The following is a 21,429-nucleotide window of genomic DNA, read 5'->3' on the forward strand; positions in this document are numbered from 1 at the left end:
CGGCGGACGTCTCCGCGGCCCGTATCCCCGCACTCCGGTCTGTCTGTCCACCCGACGGTTCCGTCCAAGGGGCTACTCACCCATGCCATTCGCCGTCTACGTCCTGGGGCTCGCGGTCTTCGCCCAGGGCACCTCCGAGTTCATGCTGTCCGGGCTCGTCTCCGGCATCGCCGCCGACCTCGACGTCTCCCTCTCCGCCGCCGGCCTCCTCACCTCCGCCTTCGCCATCGGAATGGTCGTCGGCGCACCCCTGATGGCCTTGGCGGGCCGCGCCTGGCCCCGCCGCCGCGCCCTGCTCCTCTTCCTCGCGGTGTTCGTCGCCGTCCATGTCGTCGGCGCTCTCACCCCGAGCTACGAGGTGCTCCTGGTGACCCGCTTCGTCGGGGCCCTCGCCAACGCGGGCTTCTGGGCGGTCGCGCTGACCACGGCCATCGCGATGGTCCCGGACCGACTGAAGGGCCGGGCCACCGCCGTGGTGGTCGGCGGCGTCACGATCGCCTGTGTCGTGGGCGTACCGGCCGGCGCGGTGCTGGGGGAGCGGTGGGGGTGGCGGTCGGCCTTCTGGGCGGTCGCGATCGTCTCGCTGCCCGCCTTCCTCGCGGTCCTGCGCTCCATCCCGGGCGGCCGGGGTACGGGCCCGGGCGCCGCTCCCGTACCCGTACGGGACGAACTGCGCGCGCTGACCGGCCCCGGGCCGCGGCCGGTCCTGCTCACGATGGCCCTGGTGCAGGGGGCGACCTTCTGCGCCTTCTCCTACCTGGAGCCGCTCCTCACCCGGGAGACGGGGCTGGGCGCGGGGTGGGTGCCGGTGTCCCTGGCGCTGTTCGGGGCGGGTTCGTTCGCCGGGGTCACGCTGGCGGGCCGGTTCGCCGACGCCCGCCCGGTCGCCGTCATCGCCACGGGCATGACCGCCCTCACCCTCGGCTGGGCGGCCCTCGCCCTGACGGCGGGCCGCCCGGTGCTCGCCCTGGCGCTGATCCCGCTCCTCGGCATGCTCGCCTTCGGTACGGGCACCGCCCTGATCACCCGGGTCCTGGGCCTGGCCTCCGGGGCCCCGACGCTGGCCGGCGCCTTCTCGACGACCGCGTTCAACCTGGGGGCGGCGGTGGGCCCGTGGGCGGGCGGCCTGGCCCTGGACGCCGGGTTCGGCTACCGGGCCCCGGTCTGGGTGAGCGCCCTGCTGATGGTCCTGGCCCTGCTCGTCGCCGCGACGACGGCGAAGGGCCGCCGCTCCCGAGCGGGGGAGCGGCGGCCCTCAGAGGATGTCGACGTGAGCGCCGACGGGCGCTTGTGAATCAGAGAACGCGGACCGCGCCGGTCGGCCGGTCGTAGTCCATGGAGCGCTGCACCGTGCCGGTGTTGGAGTTCTGCGCACCGACGAACTCGCCGCCGCCGATGTAGATCGCGACGTGGTACGCGCTGCCCGCGCTACCCCAGTAGAGGATGTCGCCGGGCTGGAGGTTGTCCAGGGAGACCTGGGTGCCGAACGTCGACTGGGACTGCGAGACGCGCGGCAGGTCGATGCCCGCCGTGCGGTACGCGGCCTGGGTCAGGCCGGAGCAGTCCCAGGAGTTGGGGCCGGTGCCGCCGGGCACGTAGGCGTCGCCCACCTGTGCCTTGGCGAACGCCACGATGGAGGCGGCGGAGCCGCTCACGTTCGAGGAAGAGGAGGAAGAAGGTGCGGAGGCGGAGCTGCCCGAGTCCGAGGAGCCCGACGAGCCGGAGGAGGCGCTGAGCGTCGTGCGCTCGGAGGTCCGGGAGGCGCGCTCGGCGCGCTCCTCGGCCTCCGCCTTGGCCTTGGCCTTCGCGGCGGCTTCGGCCTTCTTCTTGGCCTCGGCCTTGCGGACGGCCTCGGCGTGTGCCTTCTTGGCCGTCTTGGCGGCCTTCTCGGCCGCGGCGTCCTCGTCGGCCTGCGTCTCCAGGTCGAGGGCGACCTGCTGCGTGGCCTGGGCGGAGGCGGCCACGGCGGTGGAGAAGCCGGACGTGATGGTGGGCATCTCGATCGTCTGGGTCACCGGCTCGGCCTGGGCCGGACCGGCGGCACCCGCGACCGCGATGGTGCTGAGGACGCCACCGGCAACTCCGGCTCGCAGTGCCGACTTCGAGGCGCGCTGACGGGGCTTCCGGTGGCTGGGTATGTGAGCGGTGTGGGACATGGGTACTAGCGCTATCAGGGCTGTAGGGGTCCCATCAAGAAACGTGTGTTGCGACACAGTTACGTTCGGAATCTGTGAATCCGCTTTCTGGCCGCCTTTATTGACGCCGTAACGGGCAAATCGGGCGGCGACCAACAGGCCCGTGATCATTGCCTTTCGGCAATACGCCCGAATTGCCCGTCGCCTACCATCCGTTCACACTGATGGCCAAGCCCGGCTTTCCGGGGTGCGGGCCCGAGTGGCGCAGGTCACAGTGCGGGTCGGCCGGAGCGGGCAACCCTCGCGGCCGCGATCCGCGTGGGCGTCCAGCGGCGGTTCTCGGTCACCCGCGGGCTCCGGTGGTCGCCTCGCGGCCGTCCCGTGCCGGCGGAGGCGGCGACTCCACTCGGGTGCCGGGCCGACGCGGGGGCGGCCTCCGGGTGCTCGATCCGGAAGTTCGTGAATGCGTGCACATGTCCGCATCGGTCCCCACCGCCCCTCGCGCGGGCGGTCGTCGATCTTGGTCGACGCCCTTATCACCCCGGGGCATTCCACCGCCAATTTGCTTGTACGGGCTGTCGATTGATAGCGCGGCACGCCTTTGACCAGCGGTGACGCCATCGAATGTCACGTCTCGTGATCACCCGGCCGCTTCGCGTACGAAGATCACCGCTCATACGACTTCATGATCGTTCGTCAGGTGGTGGAGATCACAAAGCCGTTGTCGTACCCCGTGTCGCAGATCACAGGGGGGCGGGCATAGGATGCGGGGCAGTCGGGCTTGTGAACTGCCTCACATGTGCACGATCTTGGTGAGGTGGTGAGCCGGTCGCCCGATGCGGTCCACAGGTCAAGGACGACTGGAAGGAGCGAGGAGCGTGAATGCCTACGCGCCCATCCTCGTGCTCGGCGCCCTCGGGGCAGGGTTTGCGATCTTCTCCGTGGTCATGGCCACGCTTATCGGCCCCAAGCGGTACAACCGGGCAAAGCTCGAAGCGTACGAGTGCGGTATCGAACCCACCCCGACTCCCGCCGGAGGCGGCCGCTTTCCGATCAAGTACTACCTGACGGCGATGCTTTTCATCGTCTTCGACATCGAGATCGTCTTCCTCTATCCCTGGGCGGTCTCCTTCGACGCCCTGGGGATCTTCGGGCTCGTGGAGATGCTGCTCTTCGTGCTCACCGTCTTCGTCGCCTATGCGTATGTATGGCGTCGCGGCGGCCTGGAATGGGACTGAGGGGCTGAGGGGCACACCATGGGACTCGAAGAGAAACTGCCGAGCGGCTTCGTTCTGACCACGGTCGAGCAGGCCGCGGGCTGGGTGCGGAAGTCGTCCGTCTTCCCGGCCACGTTCGGACTGGCCTGCTGCGCCATCGAGATGATGACGACCGGCGCGGGCCGCTACGACCTGGCCCGGTTCGGGATGGAGGTCTTCCGCGGATCGCCGCGACAGGCGGACCTGATGATCGTCGCGGGACGGGTGAGCCAGAAGATGGCGCCCGTCCTGCGGCAGGTCTACGACCAGATGCCGAATCCCAAGTGGGTCATCTCCATGGGGGTTTGTGCGTCATCGGGTGGCATGTTCAACAATTACGCCATTGTGCAGGGTGTTGATCATATTGTCCCGGTCGACATCTATCTGCCGGGTTGTCCGCCTCGCCCCGAGATGCTGCTGGACGCCATCCTCAAGCTCCACCAGAAGATCCAGAACGGCAAACTCGGGGTCAACGCGGAGGAGGCCGCCCGCGAGGCGGAGGAAGCGGCCCTCAAGGCACTGCCCCTGATCGAGATGAAGGGGCTGCTGCGGTGACCGAGAACTCCGACGCGAACGGCGAGCAGAACGGCAACGCCGTACCCGCCCCGCGCGACACCGGCGGCGAGGTCATCCGCGTCCGCAAGGGCATGTTCGGCGCGAACAACGGCGGCGACACCTCCGGCTACGGCGGCCTCGTTCGCACCATCACCCTGCCGGGAGCCGCCTCCCGGCCGTACGGCGGCTGGTTCGACGAGGTGGCCGACGAGCTGGAAGGGGCCCTGGAGGAACAGGACCTGCTCCCCTCCAACGCCATCGAGAAGACGGTCGTCGACCGCGACGAGCTGACCTTCCACATCGCCCGCGAGCACCTGGTCCAGGTCGCCCGCACCCTGCGCGACGACCCCGCCCTGCGCTTCGAACTCTGTACGGGCGTGAGCGGCGTCCACTTCCTGGGCGACAAGGGCCGCGAGCTGCACGCCGTCTACCACCTGCGGTCCCTCACCCACGGCCGGCTGATCCGGCTGGAGGTCTCCGCCCCGGACAGCGACCCGCACGTCCCGTCGCTCGTCGAGATCTACCCGACCAACGACTGGCACGAGCGCGAGGCGTACGACTTCTTCGGGCTCGTCTTCGACGGGCACCCGGCCCTGACCCGGATCATGATGCCGGACGACTGGCAGGGCTTCCCGCAGCGCAAGGACTACCCGCTCGGCGGCATCGCCGTCGAGTACAAGGGCGCCCAGATCCCGGCTCCGGACCAGCGGAGGTCGTACTCCTGATGACCACTCCCCATGCAACGCCCCGTACCACGACCGAGGGGACTGTATATACAGTCACCGGCGGCGACTGGGACGAGGTCGTCGAATCCGCGGTGAAGTCCGACGACGAGCGCATCATCGTCAACATGGGCCCCCAGCACCCGTCCACGCACGGCGTGCTGCGCCTCATCCTGGAGATCGACGGCGAGACCGTCACCGAGGCCCGCTGCGGCATCGGCTACCTCCACACCGGCATCGAGAAGAACCTCGAATTCCGCAACTGGACCCAGGGCACCACCTTCGTCACGCGGATGGACTACCTGACGCCGTTCTTCAACGAGACGGCGTACTGCCTGGGCGTCGAGAAGCTCCTCGGCATCGAGGACCAGATCCCCGACCGGGCCACCGTCCTGCGCGTCCTGCTGATGGAGCTCAACCGGCTCGCCTCGCACCTCGTGTGCATCGCCACCGGCGGCATGGAGCTCGGCGCGACCACGATCATGATCTACGGTTTCCGCGATCGTGAACTGGTTCTCGACCTCTTCGAGCTCTTCACCGGCCTGCGGATGAACCACGCGTTCGTCCGCCCCGGCGGCCTCGCCCAGGACCTGCCCCCGGGCGCGGTCGACCAGCTGCGCGAGTTCATCAAGACCATGAAGAAGAACCTGCCGGAGTACGACAAGCTCGCCACCGGCAACCCGATCTTCAAGGCCCGGATGAAGGACGTCGGCTACCTCGACCTCACCGGCTGCATGGCGCTCGGCGCCACCGGCCCGGTGCTGCGCTCCGCCGGGCTCCCGCACGACCTGCGCAAGAGCGACCCGTACTGCGGCTACGAGACCTACGACTTCGAGGTCCCGACCGCCGACACCTGCGACTCCTACGGGCGCTTCCTGATCCGCCTGGAGGAGATGCGCCAGTCGCTGCGCATCATCGAGCAGTGCATCGACCGCCTGGAGCCCGGGCCGGTCATGGTCGCCGACAAGAAGATCGCCTGGCCCGCCCAGCTCGCCCTCGGCCCGGACGGACTCGGCAACTCGCTCGACCACATCCGGAACATCATGGGTACCTCCATGGAAGCCCTGATCCACCACTTCAAGCTGGTGACCGAGGGCTTCCGGGTCCCGGCCGGTCAGGTGTACACCGCCGTCGAGTCCCCCAAGGGCGAACTCGGCGTGCACGTCGTCTCCGACGGCGGCACCCGCCCCTACCGGGTCCACTTCCGCGACCCGTCCTTCACCAACCTCCAGGCCATGGCGGCGATGTGCGAAGGCGGCCAGGTCGCCGACGTCATCGTCGCCGTCGCGTCCATCGACCCCGTGATGGGAGGCGTCGACCGGTGACCACATCGCGCCAAGACGTCAGTCTGGGGATGCCGCAGCTCCCCGCCACCCCCTACCCGGCCGAGGTGCGCGCCCGGCTCGACGCGGACGCCAAGGAGGTGCTCGCCCGCTACCCCGGCAGCCGCTCCGCCCTCCTGCCGCTGCTGCACCTCGTGCAGTCAGAGGAGGGATACGTCTCCCGTACGGGCATGGCCTTCTGCGCCGAGACGCTCGACCTCACCACCGCCGAGGTCACCGCCGTCGCGACCTTCTACTCCATGTACCGGCGCAGGCCCAGCGGCGACTACCAGGTCGGCGTCTGCACCAACACCCTGTGCGCGGTCATGGGCGGCGACGCCATCTTCGACACGCTCAAGGAGCACCTCGGCGTCGGCAACAACGAGACCACCGACGACGGCAAGGTCACCCTCGAACACATCGAGTGCAACGCCGCCTGCGACTTCGCGCCCGTCGTGATGGTCAACTGGGAGTTCTTCGACAACCAGACGCCGCAGAGCGCCACGCAACTCGTCGACGACCTGATCGCCGGCCGGACCGTCGAGCCCACCCGCGGCGCGCCGATCTGCTCGTACAAGGAGACGGCCCGCATCCTGGCCGGCTTCCCCGACGAGCGGCCCGGCGCCGTCGAGGCGACCGGCGGCGCGGGCCCCGCCTCCCTCGTCGGGCTGAAGCTCGCCAAGGGCGAGGCGCTCCCGCAGGCGCGCGTGGTCTCCCCGCGCGCCGGACAGCCCCAGGACGCGCAGCCCCAGGACGCGCAACCGCACGACCCTTCGCCGTCCGAGCACCTCAGCTCGCACGACGCACCGCAGCAGACCTCGGCCTCCGACCCGGAGCACCCGGCCGGGCCCGCAGCCGAGGAGGGGGAGTGATGACCTTGGCCGCCGAGATCGACCACAACGGGACGAGCCCCGAGAAGCTGCTCGCACCGGTCCTCTCCGCCTTCTGGGACCAGCCCGACTCCTGGACCCTGGACACCTACCGCCGCCACGAGGGCTACGAAGGGCTGCGCAAGGCACTCGCCATGGCGCCCGACGACCTCATCGCGTACGTCAAGGACTCCGGTCTGCGCGGACGCGGCGGCGCGGGCTTCCCCACCGGGATGAAGTGGCAGTTCATCCCGCAGGGCGACGGCAAACCGCACTATCTAGTTGTCAACGCCGACGAGTCGGAGCCGGGGACCTGCAAGGACATCCCGCTCCTCTTCGCGAACCCACATAGCCTCATCGAGGGCATCGTGATCGCCTGTTACGCGATCCGTTCGTCGCACGCGTTCATCTATCTGCGCGGTGAGGTCGTCCCCGTGCTGCGACGACTGCACGAGGCCGTACGAGAGGCGTACGAGGCGGGTTATCTGGGGACGAACATCCTGGGCTCAGGACTCGATCTGGAACTCACGGTGCACGCGGGCGCCGGTGCGTACATCTGTGGTGAGGAAACCGCGCTGCTCGACTCTCTCGAAGGACGGCGTGGCCAGCCCCGGCTGCGGCCCCCCTTCCCTGCGGTCGCCGGTCTGTACGCCTGCCCCACTGTCGTGAACAACGTCGAGTCCATCGCCTCGGTTCCCGCGATTTTGAACAAGGGTAAGGACTGGTTCAAGTCGATGGGCAGCGAGAAGTCCCCGGGCTTCACGCTCTACTCGCTCAGCGGCCACGTCACCAGCCCCGGCCAGTACGAGGCCCCGCTCGGCATCACGCTGCGCCAGCTCCTCGACATGAGCGGCGGCATCCGGTCCGGGCACCGCCTGAAGTTCTGGACCCCGGGCGGCTCCTCCACCCCGATGTTCACCGAGGAGCACCTCGACGTCCCCCTCGACTACGAGGGCGTCGGCGCCGCAGGGTCCATGCTCGGCACCAAGGCGCTCCAGTGCTTCGACGAGACGACCTGCGTCGTGCGGGCCGTCACCCGCTGGACCGAGTTCTACGCCCACGAGTCCTGTGGCAAGTGCACACCCTGCCGCGAAGGGACGTACTGGCTGGTCCAGTTGCTCCGCGACATCGAGGCCGGCAAGGGCGAGATGGCCGACCTCGACAAGCTCAACGACATCGCCGACAACATCAACGGCAAGTCGTTCTGCGCGCTCGGCGACGGCGCGGCCTCGCCGATCTTCTCCTCGCTCAAGTACTTCCGCGAGGAGTACGAGCAGCACATCACCGGCAAGGGCTGCCCCTTCGACCCCGCCCGGTCCACGGCCTGGGCCGACGACAAGAACACCGACGGCAAGAACGCTCACCGGGGGGTGAACGCATGACAGTCACCACGAGTGCGCCCTCCGGGGGCGGCGAGGCGGCGATCCCGCCCGAGGACCTGGTCACGCTGACCATCGACGGCATCGAGATCAGCGTCCCCAAGGGGACCCTGGTCATCCGCGCCGCGGAGCTCCTCGGCATCGAGATCCCGCGCTTCTGCGACCACCCGCTCCTCGACCCCGCCGGCGCCTGCCGCCAGTGCATCGTCGAGGTCGAGGGCCAGCGCAAGCCGATGGCCTCCTGCACCATCACCTGCACCGACGGCATGGTCGTCAAGTCGCAGATCACCTCTCCTGTCGCCGAGAAGGCGCAGAAGGGCGTGATGGAGCTGCTGCTGATCAACCATCCGCTGGACTGCCCCGTCTGCGACAAGGGCGGCGAGTGCCCGCTCCAGAACCAGGCGATGTCGCACGGCGGCGCCGACTCCCGCTTCGAGGGCAAGAAGCGGACGTTCGAGAAGCCCGTCCCGATCTCCACCCAGGTGCTGCTGGACCGCGAGCGGTGCGTGCTCTGCGCGCGCTGCACCCGGTTCTCCAACCAGGTGGCGGGCGACCCGATGATCGAGCTGATCGAGCGCGGCGCCCTCCAGCAGGTCGGCACCGGCGAGGGCGACCCCTTCGAGTCGTACTTCTCCGGCAACACCATCCAGATCTGCCCGGTCGGCGCGCTCACCTCGGCGGCGTACCGCTTCCGCTCCCGCCCCTTCGACCTGGTCTCCACCCCCTCGGTGTGCGAGCAGTGCGCGGGCGGCTGCTCGACCCGGACCGACCACCGGCGCGGCAAGGTCATGCGCCGCCTCGCGGCCAACGAGCCCGAGGTCAACGAGGAGTGGCTCTGCGACAAGGGGCGGTTCGGCTTCCGTTACGCCCAGCAGCGCGACCGGCTCACCACCCCGCTGGTACGCAACGCCGACGGCGAGCTGGAACCGGCGAGCTGGCCCGAGGCCCTGGAAGCCGCGGCGGCCGGGCTCCTCGCCGCCCGCGGCCGTACCGGCGTCCTGACCGGCGGCCGGCTGACCGTCGAGGACGCCTACGCGTACAGCAAGTTCGCCCGGGTCGCCCTCGACACCAACGACATCGACTTCCGCTCCCGGGTGCACAGCGCCGAGGAGGCCGATTTCCTGGCCGCCCGGGTCGCCGGACGCGGCCGGGACCTGGACGGCGAGGGGGTCACGTACACCGCGCTGGAGAAGGCCCCCGCGGTCCTGCTCGTCGGGTTCGAGTCCGAGGAGGAGGCGCCCGGCGTCTTCCTGCGGCTGCGCAAGGCCCACCGCAAGAGCGGCCAGAAGACCTTCGCGCTCGCCTCGCACGCCACCCGGGGCCTGGTGAAGGCGGGCGGCACGCTGCTGCCCGCCGCCCCCGGCACCGAGACCGAGTGGCTGGACGCGCTCGCGGGCGGCGTCGGCCTGGAGGCCGAAGGGGCCGCCGCGGCCGAGGCGCTCCGCGCCGAGCACTCCCTGATCATCGTCGGTGAACGGCTCGCCGGAGTGCCCGGTGCGCTGTCCGCCGCCGTCCGCACCGCCACCGCCACCGGCGCACGCCTGGTGTGGATCCCGCGCCGGGCGGGCGACCGGGGCGCGGTGGAGGCGGGCGCGCTCCCCACCCTGCTGCCCGGCGGCCGCCCGGCCACCGACCCGCGGGCCCGCGAGGAGGTCGCGGAGGTGTGGCGCGTGGCCGAACTGCCCGCCCGCCACGGCCGCGACACCGGCCAGATCGTCGAGGCCGCGGCCACCGGCGAACTGGGTGCGCTCCTCGTCGCCGGGGTCGGCGTCGAGGACCTGCCCGACCCGAACCGCGCCCTCCAGGCGCTGAACGGGGTCGGCTTCCTGGTCTCGCTGGAACTGCGGCCGAGCGCGGTCTCCGCCCGGGCGGACGTGGTCTTCCCGGTCGCCGCCGTCGCGGAGAAGTCCGGCACCTTCCTCAACTGGGAGGGCCGGGTCCGGATGTTCCAGGCGGCGCTCAAGCCGGAGCAGATGCCCCGGACGCTGGCGCCGACGGACTCCCGGGTGCTGCACATGCTGGCCGACGCCATGGACGTGCACTTCGCCCTGCCGGACCTGACCGCCGCCCGCCGCGAGCTGGACCGGCTCGGCGGCTGGGAGGGCGGCCACGCCGAGGACCCGCGCGAGAGCGCCCGGCCGCTGCCCCGGCCCGGCGACGGCGAGGCGGTCCTCGCGGGCCACCGGATGCTGCTCGACCTCGGCCGGCTCCAGGAGGGCGACACCGCCCTCGCCGGGACCCGGCACGCGGCCGTCGCCCGGCTCTCGGCGGTCACCGCCGCCGAGTCCGGCGTCAAGGACGGCGACCTGCTCGCCGTCACCGGCCCCGCGGGCACCGTCGAACTGCCCCTCGCGGTCACCGACATGCCGGACCGGGTGGTCTGGGTGCCGCTGAACTCGGTGGGGCGCGGCATCCCCGCCGACACCGGCGCGAACCCGGGCGGCCTGGTGCGGATCGGCCCCGCCGCCGCACCGGGTGCTCCCGTCGAACCATCGGAGGTACGAGCGTGACTGGCCTCGCCGCATTCACGACGGCGCCCGAGAGCGTCGTCCTCGCCGCCGAGGATCTCTCGATGTTCGGCACCGACCCCTGGTGGCTCGTCGTCATCAAGGCGGTCTTCTGCTTCGCGTTCCTGATGCTGATCGTGCTGTTCTCCATCGTGTGGGAGCGCAAGGTCGTCGCCTGGATGCAGCTGCGCGTCGGCCCCAACCGGCACGGTCCCTGGGGGCTGCTCCAGTCGCTCGCCGACGGCATCAAGCTGATGCTGAAGGAAGACGTGATCGTCAAGCGCGCGGACAAGGCGGTCTACGTCCTCGCGCCGATCCTCGCCGCGATCCCGGCCTTCATGGCGATCGCGGTGATCCCCTTCGGCCCGGCGGGCAACGAGGTCTCGATCTTCGGGCAGCGCACCACGATGCAGCTCACCGACCTCCCGATCGCCGCGCTCTACATCCTCGCGGTCGGCGCGGTCGGCGTGTACGGCTTCGTCCTCGGCGGCTGGTCCTCGGGCTCGACCTACCCCCTGCTCGGCGGAATCCGTTCGTCCGCCCAGATGATCTCGTACGAGATCGCCATGGGCGCGGCCTTCGCCTCGGTCTTCCTCTACTCCGGGTCGATGTCCACCTCGACGATCGTGGAGGCGCAGGCGGACCGCTGGTACATCATGCTGCTGCCGGTCTCGTTCATCATCTACATGGTGACCATGGTCGGTGAGGCCAGCCGGGCGCCGTTCGACATGCCGGAGTCCGAGGGCGACCTGGTCGGCGGGTTCAACACCGAGTACAGCTCCATCAAGTTCGCGATGTTCATGCTCGCCGAGTACATCCACATGGTGACCGTGTCGATGATCGCGGTGACGCTGTTCCTCGGCGGCTGGCGGGCCCCGTACCCGATCTCCGCCTTCTGGGAGGGAGCGAACCACGGCTGGTGGCCGATGCTCTGGTTCTTCCTGAAGCTCCAGGTGCTGATCTTCTTCTTCATCTGGCTGCGCGGCACGCTTCCCCGGGTCCGCTACGACCAGTTGATGAAGCTGGGCTGGAAGGTCCTCATCCCGGTCTCGGTCGTCTGGCTGATGCTCGTCGCCACCGTCCGCGCCCTGCGCAACGAGGGCTACGACTTCTCCCGGATCGTGCTGTACGTCGGTGCGGCCGTGATCGCGATCCTGCTGATCTCGTTCGTCGTCGACATGTTCCGCGACCGCAGGAACCGGGCCGAGGAGGAAGCGGCCGGACCGGAACCAGCCTTCGACCCGATGGCGGGCGGGTTCCCGGTGCCTCCGCTGCCCGGCCAGACCCTGCCGCCGGTGCCCAGGCGCACACCACGACGGGAGCGGGAGCTCGTTGTCAGTGGTGGGACCGATACTCAGAGTGACGAAAGCGCGAGTGACGGAAAGGAGGCCGGCGGTGTCTGAGAAACCAGAGCTCACGGGCTCATCGGGATCCGCTGGGTCCTCGGGCCAGGCGGGGCAGGCAGGGGAGTCGGGGGAGAAGTTCCAGAACCCCGTGGCCGGCTTCGGCGTGACCTTCAAGGCCATGTTCAAGAAGCGGCTCACCGAGCAGTATCCGGAGACGCCGAAGGTGACGGCGCCCCGCTTCCACGGCCGCCACCAGCTCAACCGCCACCCGGACGGTCTGGAGAAGTGCGTCGGCTGCGAGCTGTGCGCCTGGGCCTGCCCGGCGGACGCGATCTACGTGGAGGGCGCGGACAACACCGAGGAGGAGCGCTACTCCCCGGGAGAGCGCTACGGCCGCGTCTACCAGATCAACTACGCGCGCTGCATCCTGTGCGGACTCTGCATCGAGGCCTGCCCCACCCGGGCGCTGACGATGACGAACGAGTTCGAGCTGGCCAACACCACCCGCGAGAGCCTCATCTACACCAAGGACGAGCTGCTCGCGGGTCTGGAGGAGGGCATGGTCGACAGCCCGCACGCGATCTTCCCCGGCATGGACGAGCAGGACTACTACCGGGGCGTGGTCACCGAGGCCGCCCCCGGCACGGTCCGTCAGACGGCCGTGTCCAAGGGCGAGGGCGACAAGCCCGACGAGGACCCCATCGAGTCCACCCGGGCCGCCGACGCCACCCGGCCGGACAAGGGGGTGGGGGAGTGAACGCGCTGGCCGCAGCCACCGCCACCTCGACCGGCGAGGCCATCCAGTTCTGGATCCTGGGCACCGTCGCCGTGATCGGCGCGCTCTCCACGGTGCTGATGAAGAAGTCCGTGCACAGCGCCCTCTCGCTCGCCGGGACCATGATCGTCCTCGCGGTCTTCTACCTCGCCAACGGCGCGTATTTCCTCGGCATCGTCCAGATCGTCGTCTATACCGGCGCGATCATGATGTTGTTCCTCTTCGTCGTCATGCTCGTCGGCGTCACCGCCGCCGACTCCCTCCAGGAGACCCTCAAGGGGCAGCGCTGGCTGGCCCTCGGGTGCGCTCTCGGGTTCGCCGTGCTGCTGATCGCGGGCATCGGCAACGCCTCCCTGAGCACCTTCAACGGGCTCGGCGCGGCCAACGCGCAACACGGCGGCAACGTCGAGGGAATCGCCAACCTCATCTTCACCAAGTACGTCTTCGCCTTCGAGATCACCGGCGCCCTGCTGATCACCGCGACGGTCGGCGCGATGGTGCTCACGCACCGCGAGCGCACCGAACGGGCCAAGACCCAGCGGGAGATGTCCGAGGAGCGCGTGCGCGGCAAGCACCTCCCGCCGCTGCCCGCCCCCGGCGTCTACGCCCGGCACAACGCGGTGGACATCCCCGGGCTGCTTCCCGACGGCACCCCGTCCGAGCTCACGGTCATGCAGACGCTGCGCCAGCGCGGTCAGATCCGTGACGTATCGCAGCAGTCCCTCGCCGATCTCAAGGCCCTGGAGCAGCGCTCCGGGGAGCGGCTCGGACGTGAGGACGCGGACGCCGTGGCGCGCGGAGCCAATCCCCCGTCCGCGGCGGAGAATTCGGAGGCCGCCAAGTGAACCCGGTCAACTACCTCTACCTCGCGGCCCTGCTGTTCGCGATCGGCGCCTCCGGGGTGCTGATCAGGCGAAACACGATCGTGCTGTTCATGTGCGTCGAGCTGATGCTCAACGCCTGCAATCTGGCGCTCGTCACGTTCTCCCGGATGCACGGCAACCTCGACGGGCAGATCGTCGCCTTCTTCACGATGGTCGTCGCCGCCGCGGAAGTCGTCGTCGGACTCGCGATCATCGTGTCGCTGTTCCGCTCCCGCCACTCGGCCTCGGTCGACGACGCCAGCCTGATGAAGCTGTAAGGGGTCGGAAACGTGGAGAACCTGATTGCGCTGCTCGTCGCGGCGCCCCTGCTCGGAGCGGCGGTCCTGCTCTGCGGCGGACGCCGCCTGGACAAGACCGGCCACTGGCTCGGCACCGTCCTGGCCGGCGCCTCGTTCGTCGTCGGACTGATCCTGTTCACCGACATGCTGGGGAAGGACGCCGAGGACCGGGCCCTGCACCAGCACCTGTTCAGCTGGATTCCGGTGGAGGGCTTCCAGGCCGACATCGCCTTCCAGCTCGACCAGCTGTCGATGACGTTCGTCCTGCTCATCACCGGTGTGGGCACGCTGATCCACATCTACTCCATCGGTTACATGGAGCACGACGAGCGCAGGCGCCGCTTCTTCGGCTATCTCAACCTGTTCCTCGCGGCGATGCTCATCCTGGTCATCGCCGACAACTACCTCCTGCTGTACGTCGGGTGGGAGGGCGTCGGTCTGGCGTCGTTCCTGCTCATCGGCTTCTGGCAGCACAAGCCCACCGCGGCCACCGCCGCGAAGAAGGCCTTCCTGGTCAACCGGGTCGGCGACATGGGCCTGTCGATCGCCATCATGCTGATGTTCACCACCTTCGGCACCTTCGCCTTCGGGCCGGTGCTGGAGTCGGCGGACGAGACGAGCCAGGGCAAGCTGACCGCCATCGGGCTGATGCTGCTCCTGGCCGCCTGCGGCAAGTCGGCCCAGGTGCCGCTGCAGTCCTGGCTCGGCGACGCGATGGAGGGCCCGACCCCGGTCTCCGCCCTCATCCACGCCGCGACCATGGTCACCGCCGGTGTCTATCTGATCGTCCGCTCCGGCGCGATCTTCAACGCCGCCCCGGACGCCCAGATGGTCGTCGTCATCGTCGGCGCGGTCACGCTGATCTTCGGTGCGATCGTCGGTTGCGCGAAGGACGACATCAAGAAGGCCCTGGCCGGCTCCACGATGTCGCAGATCGGCTACATGATCCTGGCCGCGGGCCTCGGCCCCATCGGCTACATCTTCGCGATCATGCACCTGGTGACGCACGGCTTCTTCAAGGCCGGACTCTTCCTCGGCGCGGGCTCCGTCATGCACGGCATGAACGACGAGGTCGACATGCGCAAGTACGGCGGTCTGCGGAAGTACATGCCGGTCACCTTCGTCACCTTCGGTCTCGGCTATCTGGCCATCATCGGCTTCCCCGGCCTGTCCGGCTTCTTCTCCAAGGACAAGATCATCGAGGCGGCCTTCGCCAAGGGCGGCACCGAGGGCTGGATCCTCGGCTCCGTGGCCCTGCTGGGCGCCGCGATCACCGCGTTCTACATGACGCGCGTGATGCTGATGACGTTCTTCGGTCAGGCGCGCTGGCAGCCGGACGCGGAGGGTCACGAGCCGCACCCGCACGAGTCCCCGAAGTCGATGACGATCCCGATGATCGTGCTGGCCTTCGGCTCGGTCTTCGCCGGCGGGTTCTTCGCGATCGGCGACCGGTTCATCAACTGGCTGGAGCCCGTGACCGGTTACGACCACGGGCACGCCCCGCTGAGCGCGGCCACGGTCACCGGAGCCACCGTGGTGGCCCTGGTCATCGGCGTCGGGATCGCCTGGGCGATGTACGGGCGCAAGCCCGTGCCCGTCGTCGCCCCGCGCGGTTCGGTCCTCACCCGGGCCGCCCGCCGCGATCTCCTCCAGGACGACTTCAACCACGTGGTCCTGGTCCGCGGCGGCGAGCACCTCACCCGCTCGCTGGTCTACGTGGACCACTCCCTGGTCGACGGCGTCGTCAACGGCACGGCCGCCTCGGTCGGCGGGCTCTCCGGCCGGCTGCGCAAGCTGCAGAACGGCTACGCCCGCACCTACGCGGTCTCGATGTTCGGCGGTACGGCGGTCGTCATCGCCGCGACCCTGCTGATGAGGGCGGTCTGATCACATGTCCTTTCCCCTCCTGACCGCGACGGCGGCGCTCCCGGCGATCGGCGCCATCGCCACCGCCGCGGTTCCCGCCGCGCGGCGCACCGCGGCCAAATGGCTCGCGCTGCTCTTCTCCCTCGGCACGCTCGTCCTGGCGGCCGTCGTCTTCCTCCGCTTCGAACCGGGCGGCGACCGCTACCAGCTCACCGAGTCCCGGTCCTGGATCGCCGACTTCGGCGTCCGCTACGAACTGGGCGTGGACGGCATCGGGGTGGCGCTCCTCGGCCTCACCGCGCTGCTGATCCCGTTCGTCATCGTCGCGGGCTGGCACGACGCCGATCCCCAGGAGACGAAGTCCTCGCGCTGGCGTCCGACACAGGGCTTCTTCGCCCTGATCCTCATGGTCGAGGCCATGGTGATCCTGTCGTTCGTCGCCACCGACGTCTTCCTCTTCTACATCCTGTTCGAAGCCATGCTCATCCCGATGTACTTCCTCATCGGCGGCTTCGGCGACCGGGCCCACGCGGGCACCGACGAGAACGCCGCGACCCAGCGGTCGTACGCGGCGGTCAAGTTCCTCCTCTACAACCTGGCCGGCGGCCTGATCATGCTGGCCGCCGTCATCGGGCTGTACGTGGTCGCGGGCAGCTTCTCGCTCTCCGAGATCACCGAGGCCCGGGCCAACGGCTCCCTGGAGATGGCGACCAGCACCGAGCGGTGGCTCTTCCTCGGGTTCTTCCTCGCCTTCGCGATCAAGGCCCCGCTCTGGCCGCTGCACACCTGGCTGCCCAACGCGATGGGCGAGGCGACCGCGCCGGTCGCCGTGCTGATCACCGCGATCGTCGACAAGGTCGGCACCTTCGCGATGCTCCGCTTCTGCCTCGGGCTCTTCCCGGAGGCCAGCAAGTGGGCGACGCCGGTGGTGATCACCCTGGCGCTCGTCTCCATCGTGTACGGGGCGCTGCTCGCGGTCGGCCAGCGCGACATCAAGCGGCTCATCGCCTACGCCTCGATCTCGCACTTCGGCTTCATCATCCTGGGCATCTTCGCGATGACGAGCCAGGGCCAGTCGGGCGCCACCCTCTACATGGTCAACCACGGGATCTCGACGGCCGCGCTGCTGCTGGTCGCCGGATTCCTCATCACCCGGCGCGGATCACGGCTCATCGCGGACTACGGCGGGGTGCAGAAGGTCGCCCCCGTGCTGGCGGGCACCTTCCTCATCGGCGGTCTGGCGACCTTGTCGCTGCCGGGGCTCGCCCCGTTCGTCAGTGAGTTCCTGGTCCTCGTCGGCACGTTCAGCGCCTATCCGGTGGCAGGCATCATCGCCACCTCCGGCATCGTGCTCGCCGCGCTCTACGTCCTGGTCCTCTACCAGCGCACGATGACCGGCCCGGTGCAGGAATCGGTCCGGTCCATGCCGGACCTCAGGGCCCGGGAGCTGGCGGTCGCGCTTCCGCTGATCGCCGTGCTGATCTTCCTGGGCGTCTTCCCGAAGCCGCTCACCGAGGTCGTCAACCCGGCGGTGGAGCACACCATGTCCGACGTACAGAAGAAGGACCCCCAGCCCGAGGTGGAGGCCGCCAAGTGAGCGCAACAGCTGTCCACAGTCTGTGGACGACGGCGAGCGGGGTGACATCGGCGGCACCGGGCAGCACGTTCACGGCGCCGAAGATCGAGTACACCCAGCTGATGCCGGTCCTGATCATCGTGGTCGCCGCCGTCCTGGGCATCCTGGTGGAGGCCTTCGTGCCGCGCCGGGCCCGCTACCACGCCCAGCTCCTCCTGACCGTGGTGGCGGTCGCCGGCTCGTTCGCCGCGATCGTCGGCCTCGCGGCCGGCGGATACGGCACCACGGACGCCGGGATCGTGGCCATGGGCGCCATCGCGATCGACGGCCCCACCCTGTTCCTCCAGGGCACCATTCTCCTGGTCGCCATGGTGGCGGTGTTCACCTTCGCCGAGCGCCGACTGGACCCCACCGCCCACGGCAACCGGGTCGACTCCTTCGCCGCCCAGGCCGGAGCCGTACCGGGCGGTGAAGGCGAGAAGGCCGCCGTCCGGGCCGGCTTCGCCACCACCGAGGTCTTCCCGCTCCTCCTCTTCTCGGTGGCGGGGCTGCTGGTCTTCCCGGCCGCCAACGACCTGCTGACCCTGTTCATCGCGCTGGAGGTCTTCTCCCTCCCGCTCTACCTCCTGTGCGCCGTGGCCCGCCGCAAGCGGCTGCTGTCGCAGGAGGCCGCCGTGAAGTACTTCCTGCTCGGCGCGTTCTCCTCGGCGTTCTTCCTCTTCGGTATCGCCCTCCTCTACGGCTACGCGGGCTCCCTCTCGTACGCCGACATCGCCAACGTCGTCGACGGGTCGGTCCTGGAGATCGACCCGGCCCTCGCCGACACCATGGGCAACGACGCGCTGCTGCTCATCGGCGGCGCGATGGTCCTGGTCGGCCTGCTCTTCAAGGTCGGTGCGATCCCGTTCCACATGTGGACCCCGGACGTCTACCAGGGCGCCCCGACGCCGGTGACCGGCTTCATGGCCGCCGCCACGAAGGTCGCGGCGTTCGGCGCGATGCTGCGCCTGCTGTACGTGGCGCTGCCGGGCCTCGCCTGGGACCTGCGGCCGGTCATGTGGGGGGTGGCCATCGTCACGATGCTGGGCGGCGCGGTCGTCGCGATCACCCAGACCGACATCAAGCGGCTGCTGGCCTACTCCTCGATCGCGCACGCGGGCTTCATCCTCGCGGGCGTCATCGCGGCCAGTCCGGAGGGCATCTCCTCGGTCCTCTTCTACCTGCTGGCCTACTCCTTCGTGACGGTCGGCGCGTTCGCCGTCGTCACCCTGGTGCGGGACGCGGGCGGCGAGGCCACCCACCTGTCGAAGTGGGCCGGGCTCGGCCGGCGCTCGCCGCTGGTCGCCGCGGTCTTCGCGGTGTTCCTCCTGGCCTTCGCGGGCATCCCGCTGACCTCCGGGTTCTCCGGCAAATTCGCGGTGTTCAAGGCGGCCGCCGAGGGCGGGGCCGGCGGGCTGGTCGTCGTCGGTGTGCTCTCCTCGGCCGTCGCCGCGTTCTTCTACATCCGCGTGATCGTCCTGATGTTCTTCAGCGAGCCGAAGGCGGACGGCCCCACGGTCGCCGTCCCGTCCCCGCTGACCATGACGACCATCGCGGTCGGCGTCGCCGTCACCCTGGTGCTGGGCCTGGCCCCGCAGTACTTCCTGGACCTGGCGAGCCAGGCGGGAGTGTTCGTGCGGTAGCCCGCGCGGTAGGGAGGAGAGCAGCGCCGGGCGGTCGGTTATCCACAGACCGTCCGGCGTTGTCGTTGCCGCCGCCTATCGTGGACGGGGACGAGAGCAGGACGGACAGGGCCGGGCGTGCGGACCTCGGGGGACAGAGCATTGGGTGTGACCATGGATGTGACCGGGACGGTGACCGACACCGACACGGGCGGCGAGAGCGGCACGGGCGGTGAGAGCGAGGCGCGGCGGACGCTGCACCGCGTCTTCGGGTACGAGTCGTTCCGCGGCGAGCAGGGCGCGGTCATCGAGCATGTGGTGGCGGGCGGCGACGCGGTCGTGCTCATGCCCACCGGCGGGGGAAAGTCCCTCTGCTACCAGATCCCGTCCCTGGTCAGGCGGGGCACCGGCGTCGTCGTCTCCCCCCTGATCGCCCTCATGCAGGATCAGGTCGACGCCCTGCGGGCGCTCGGCGTCCGGGCCGGCTTCATGAACTCCACGCAGGACTTCGACGAGCGCCGCTCGATGGAGGCGCAGTTCCTCGCGGGCGAGCTGGACGTGCTCTATCTCGCGCCGGAGCGGCTGCGGCTGGACTCCACCCTCTCCCTGCTGGCCCGGGGCGAGATCTCCGTCTTCGCGATCGACGAGGCGCACTGCGTCGCCCAGTGGGGCCACGACTTCCGCCCCGACTACCTGGCCCTGTCCGTGCTCGGCGAGCGCTGGCCGGACGTTCCGCGCATCGCCCTGACGGCGACCGCGACCCACGCCACGCACGAGGAGATCACCCGGCGCCTCGGCATGCCGGACGCGAAGCACTTCGTCGCGAGCTTCGACCGGCCGAACATCCAGTACCGGATCGTGCCGAAGTCCGAGCCCAAGAAGCAGCTCCTCACCTTCCTCAAGGAGGAGCACGCCGGGGACGCGGGCATCGTCTACTGCCTCTCGCGCAACTCCACCGAGAAGATCGCGGAGTACCTCTGCCGCAACGGCGTGGAGGCCGTGCCGTACCACGCGGGCCTGGACGCCGGGACCCGCGCCACCCACCAGGCGCGCTTCCTCCGCGAGGAGGGGCTCGTCGTCGTCGCGACGATCGCGTTCGGCATGGGCATCGACAAGCCGGACGTCCGCTTCGTCGCCCACGTCGACCTCCCCAAGTCCGTCGAGGGGTACTACCAGGAGACCGGCCGCGCGGGCCGTGACGGGGAGCCGTCGACGGCCTGGATGGCGTACGGACTCCAGGACGTCGTCCAGCAGCGCAAGCTCATCCAGGGCGGCGAGGGCGACGAGGCGTTCCGCCGCCGGGCCGCCTCCCATCTGGACTCGATGCTGGCCCTGTGCGAGACGGTCCAGTGCCGCCGGGCCCAGCTGCTGACCTACTTCGGCCAGGAGCCCACGGCCCCCGCCTGCGGCAACTGCGACACCTGCCTGGCCCCGCCGGAGACCTGGGACGGCACGGTCGTCTCGCAGAAGCTGCTCTCCACGGTGGTGCGGCTGAAGCGCGAACGGAACCAGAAGTTCGGCGCCGGCCAGATCATCGACATCCTGCTGGGCCGCAAGACCGCCAAGGTCATCCAGTTCGACCACGACCAGCTCTCCGTCTTCGGCATCGGCGAGGAGCTGGCGGAGGCGGAGTGGCGCGGTGTGGTGCGCCAGCTGCTGGCCCAGGGTCTGCTCGCGGTCGAGGGGGAGTACGGCACGCTGGTCCTGACCGACGAGAGCGCGACGGTCCTGGGGCGGGAGCGGGACGTGCTGCTCCGCAAGGAGCCGAAGAAGCCGACGTCCCGGTCGTTGTCCTCGGTCGGCGGAGCCAAGGGCGCCAAGGGCAAGGCGGCCGCCGCCGATCTCCCCGAGTCCGCGGTCCCGGTCTTCGAGGCGCTGCGCGCCTGGCGCGGGGCGACGGCGAAGGAGCAGGGCGTCCCGGCGTACGTCATCTTCCACGACGCCACGCTGCGCGAGATCGCGACGCTGCACCCGGCCTCGCTCGCGGAGCTGGGCGGCGTCAGCGGCCTGGGCGAGAAGAAGCTCGCGACGTACGGGGAGGGCGTGCTGGAGGTCCTGGCGCAGACGTCCCCGGGGGCGGCGGCGGAAGCTCCCGCACCGCCGGCCCCGGCTCCCGCAGCCGCTCCCGCGGCTCCCGTGCCCGCGTCGCGCCCGGCGACGGCCCCGGCTCCCGCACCGCGTGCGGCGGCCCCCGCGTCGCGCCCGGCGACCGCCCCGGCCCGAACACAAGCCCCGGCCCCGCAGCACAGCGACCCCGAGTTCGGCTGGGACGAGGAACCGCCCGAGTACGAGTGAGGC

Annotated in this window: 17 protein-coding genes; 16 read left to right on the forward strand and 1 reads right to left on the reverse strand. The window is 70.0% G+C overall.

Translation table 11 applies throughout. The features are described 5' to 3' along the window. The first annotated feature begins 82 nt into the window (after positions 1-82). On the forward strand, positions 83-1,294 hold the full coding sequence (locus tag D581_RS0127845) for a Cmx/CmrA family chloramphenicol efflux MFS transporter (RefSeq protein ID WP_018960435.1): 1,212 nt from the start codon (positions 83-85) through the stop codon (positions 1,292-1,294). Position 1,295: 1 nt separating this feature from the next. On the opposite strand, the gene D581_RS0127850 is transcribed toward D581_RS0127845, so the two are convergent. Next, on the reverse strand, positions 1,296-2,156 hold the full coding sequence (locus tag D581_RS0127850) for a C40 family peptidase (RefSeq protein WP_018960436.1): 861 nt from the start codon (positions 2,154-2,156) through the stop codon (positions 1,296-1,298). Positions 2,157-3,013: 857 nt separating this feature from the next. Between D581_RS0127850 and D581_RS0127855 the strand changes: the two genes are divergently transcribed. The 15 genes from D581_RS0127855 (at position 3,014) to recQ (ending at position 21,426) form a co-directional block, all read left to right on the forward strand. Further along, a complete protein-coding gene (locus D581_RS0127855) occupies positions 3,014-3,373 on the forward strand; it encodes an NADH-quinone oxidoreductase subunit A (protein ID WP_003967084.1) in 360 nt (119 codons plus the stop codon). A gap of 18 nt (positions 3,374-3,391) precedes the next feature. Next, positions 3,392-3,946, forward strand: a complete 555-nt coding sequence (locus D581_RS0127860; RefSeq protein ID WP_018960437.1) for a NuoB/complex I 20 kDa subunit family protein — start codon at positions 3,392-3,394, stop codon at positions 3,944-3,946. Beyond that, positions 3,943-4,671 (forward strand): NADH-quinone oxidoreductase subunit C, encoded by a 729-nt coding sequence (locus tag D581_RS0127865; protein WP_018960438.1) that lies wholly within the window; start codon positions 3,943-3,945, stop codon positions 4,669-4,671. Before D581_RS0127860 ends, D581_RS0127865 begins: the two co-directional genes overlap by 4 nt. Continuing rightward, a complete protein-coding gene (locus tag D581_RS0127870; protein WP_026290977.1) occupies positions 4,671-5,993 on the forward strand; it encodes an NADH-quinone oxidoreductase subunit D in 1,323 nt (440 codons plus the stop codon). Before D581_RS0127865 ends, D581_RS0127870 begins: the two co-directional genes overlap by 1 nt. 29 nt (positions 5,994-6,022) lie before the next feature. Beyond that, complete coding sequence (nuoE, locus tag D581_RS0127875) at positions 6,023-6,862, forward strand: NADH-quinone oxidoreductase subunit NuoE (RefSeq protein ID WP_018960440.1); 840 nt, start codon at positions 6,023-6,025, stop codon at positions 6,860-6,862. Next, positions 6,859-8,241, forward strand: coding sequence for an NADH-quinone oxidoreductase subunit NuoF (nuoF, locus tag D581_RS0127880; protein ID WP_199787844.1), 1,383 nt, complete (start codon positions 6,859-6,861; stop codon positions 8,239-8,241). Before nuoE ends, nuoF begins: the two co-directional genes overlap by 4 nt. Then, positions 8,238-10,748 carry an NADH-quinone oxidoreductase subunit G gene (locus tag D581_RS0127885; RefSeq protein ID WP_018960442.1) on the forward strand — a complete coding sequence of 837 codons (2,511 nt, stop codon included), beginning with the start codon at positions 8,238-8,240 and terminating at the stop codon, positions 10,746-10,748. Before nuoF ends, D581_RS0127885 begins: the two co-directional genes overlap by 4 nt. Further along, a complete protein-coding gene (gene nuoH / locus D581_RS0127890) occupies positions 10,745-12,148 on the forward strand; it encodes an NADH-quinone oxidoreductase subunit NuoH (protein WP_018960443.1) in 1,404 nt (467 codons plus the stop codon). The genes D581_RS0127885 and nuoH overlap by 4 nt, the downstream gene beginning before the upstream one ends. Then, positions 12,141-12,848, forward strand: a complete 708-nt coding sequence (nuoI, locus tag D581_RS0127895; RefSeq protein WP_032753166.1) for an NADH-quinone oxidoreductase subunit NuoI — start codon at positions 12,141-12,143, stop codon at positions 12,846-12,848. The genes nuoH and nuoI overlap by 8 nt, the downstream gene beginning before the upstream one ends. Beyond that, on the forward strand, positions 12,845-13,711 hold the full coding sequence (locus D581_RS0127900) for an NADH-quinone oxidoreductase subunit J (protein ID WP_018960445.1): 867 nt from the start codon (positions 12,845-12,847) through the stop codon (positions 13,709-13,711). The genes nuoI and D581_RS0127900 overlap by 4 nt, the downstream gene beginning before the upstream one ends. Then, positions 13,708-14,007, forward strand: a complete 300-nt coding sequence (nuoK, locus tag D581_RS0127905; RefSeq protein WP_018960446.1) for an NADH-quinone oxidoreductase subunit NuoK — start codon at positions 13,708-13,710, stop codon at positions 14,005-14,007. Before D581_RS0127900 ends, nuoK begins: the two co-directional genes overlap by 4 nt. Positions 14,008-14,019: 12 nt before the next feature. Then, complete coding sequence (gene nuoL, locus D581_RS0127910; RefSeq protein ID WP_018960447.1) at positions 14,020-15,915, forward strand: NADH-quinone oxidoreductase subunit L; 1,896 nt, start codon at positions 14,020-14,022, stop codon at positions 15,913-15,915. 4 nt (positions 15,916-15,919) lie between these two features. Next, the gene (locus D581_RS0127915) at positions 15,920-17,491 is read left to right on the forward strand and encodes an NADH-quinone oxidoreductase subunit M (RefSeq protein WP_018960448.1); all 1,572 of its coding nucleotides are present in this window, start codon (positions 15,920-15,922) and stop codon (positions 17,489-17,491) included. Further along, on the forward strand, positions 17,488-19,152 hold the full coding sequence (gene nuoN / locus D581_RS0127920) for an NADH-quinone oxidoreductase subunit NuoN (protein ID WP_026290978.1): 1,665 nt from the start codon (positions 17,488-17,490) through the stop codon (positions 19,150-19,152). The genes D581_RS0127915 and nuoN overlap by 4 nt, the downstream gene beginning before the upstream one ends. A gap of 153 nt (positions 19,153-19,305) precedes the next feature. Then, positions 19,306-21,426 (forward strand): DNA helicase RecQ, encoded by a 2,121-nt coding sequence (gene recQ / locus D581_RS0127925; RefSeq protein ID WP_032753199.1) that lies wholly within the window; start codon positions 19,306-19,308, stop codon positions 21,424-21,426. The last annotated feature ends 3 nt before the right edge of the window (positions 21,427-21,429 follow it).

The organism is Streptomyces sp. CNB091, from assembly GCF_000377965.1.

Bases quoted from the DNA above. Each gene is read 5' to 3' on its own strand.
- D581_RS0127845 (WP_018960435.1), top strand. From the start codon at position 83: ATGCCATTCGCCGTCTACGTCCTGGGGCTCGCGGTCTTCGCCCAGGGC.
- D581_RS0127850 (WP_018960436.1), bottom strand. From the start codon at position 2,156: ATGTCCCACACCGCTCACATACCCAGCCACCGGAAGCCCCGTCAGCGC.
- D581_RS0127860 (WP_018960437.1), top strand. From the start codon at position 3,392: ATGGGACTCGAAGAGAAACTGCCGAGCGGCTTCGTTCTGACCACGGTC.
- D581_RS0127870 (WP_026290977.1), top strand. From the start codon at position 4,671: ATGACCACTCCCCATGCAACGCCCCGTACCACGACCGAGGGGACTGTA.
- nuoE (WP_018960440.1), top strand. From the start codon at position 6,023: ATGCCGCAGCTCCCCGCCACCCCCTACCCGGCCGAGGTGCGCGCCCGG.
- D581_RS0127885 (WP_018960442.1), top strand. From the start codon at position 8,238: ATGACAGTCACCACGAGTGCGCCCTCCGGGGGCGGCGAGGCGGCGATC.
- D581_RS0127915 (WP_018960448.1), top strand. From the start codon at position 15,920: ATGTCCTTTCCCCTCCTGACCGCGACGGCGGCGCTCCCGGCGATCGGC.
- recQ (WP_032753199.1), top strand. From the start codon at position 19,306: ATGGATGTGACCGGGACGGTGACCGACACCGACACGGGCGGCGAGAGC.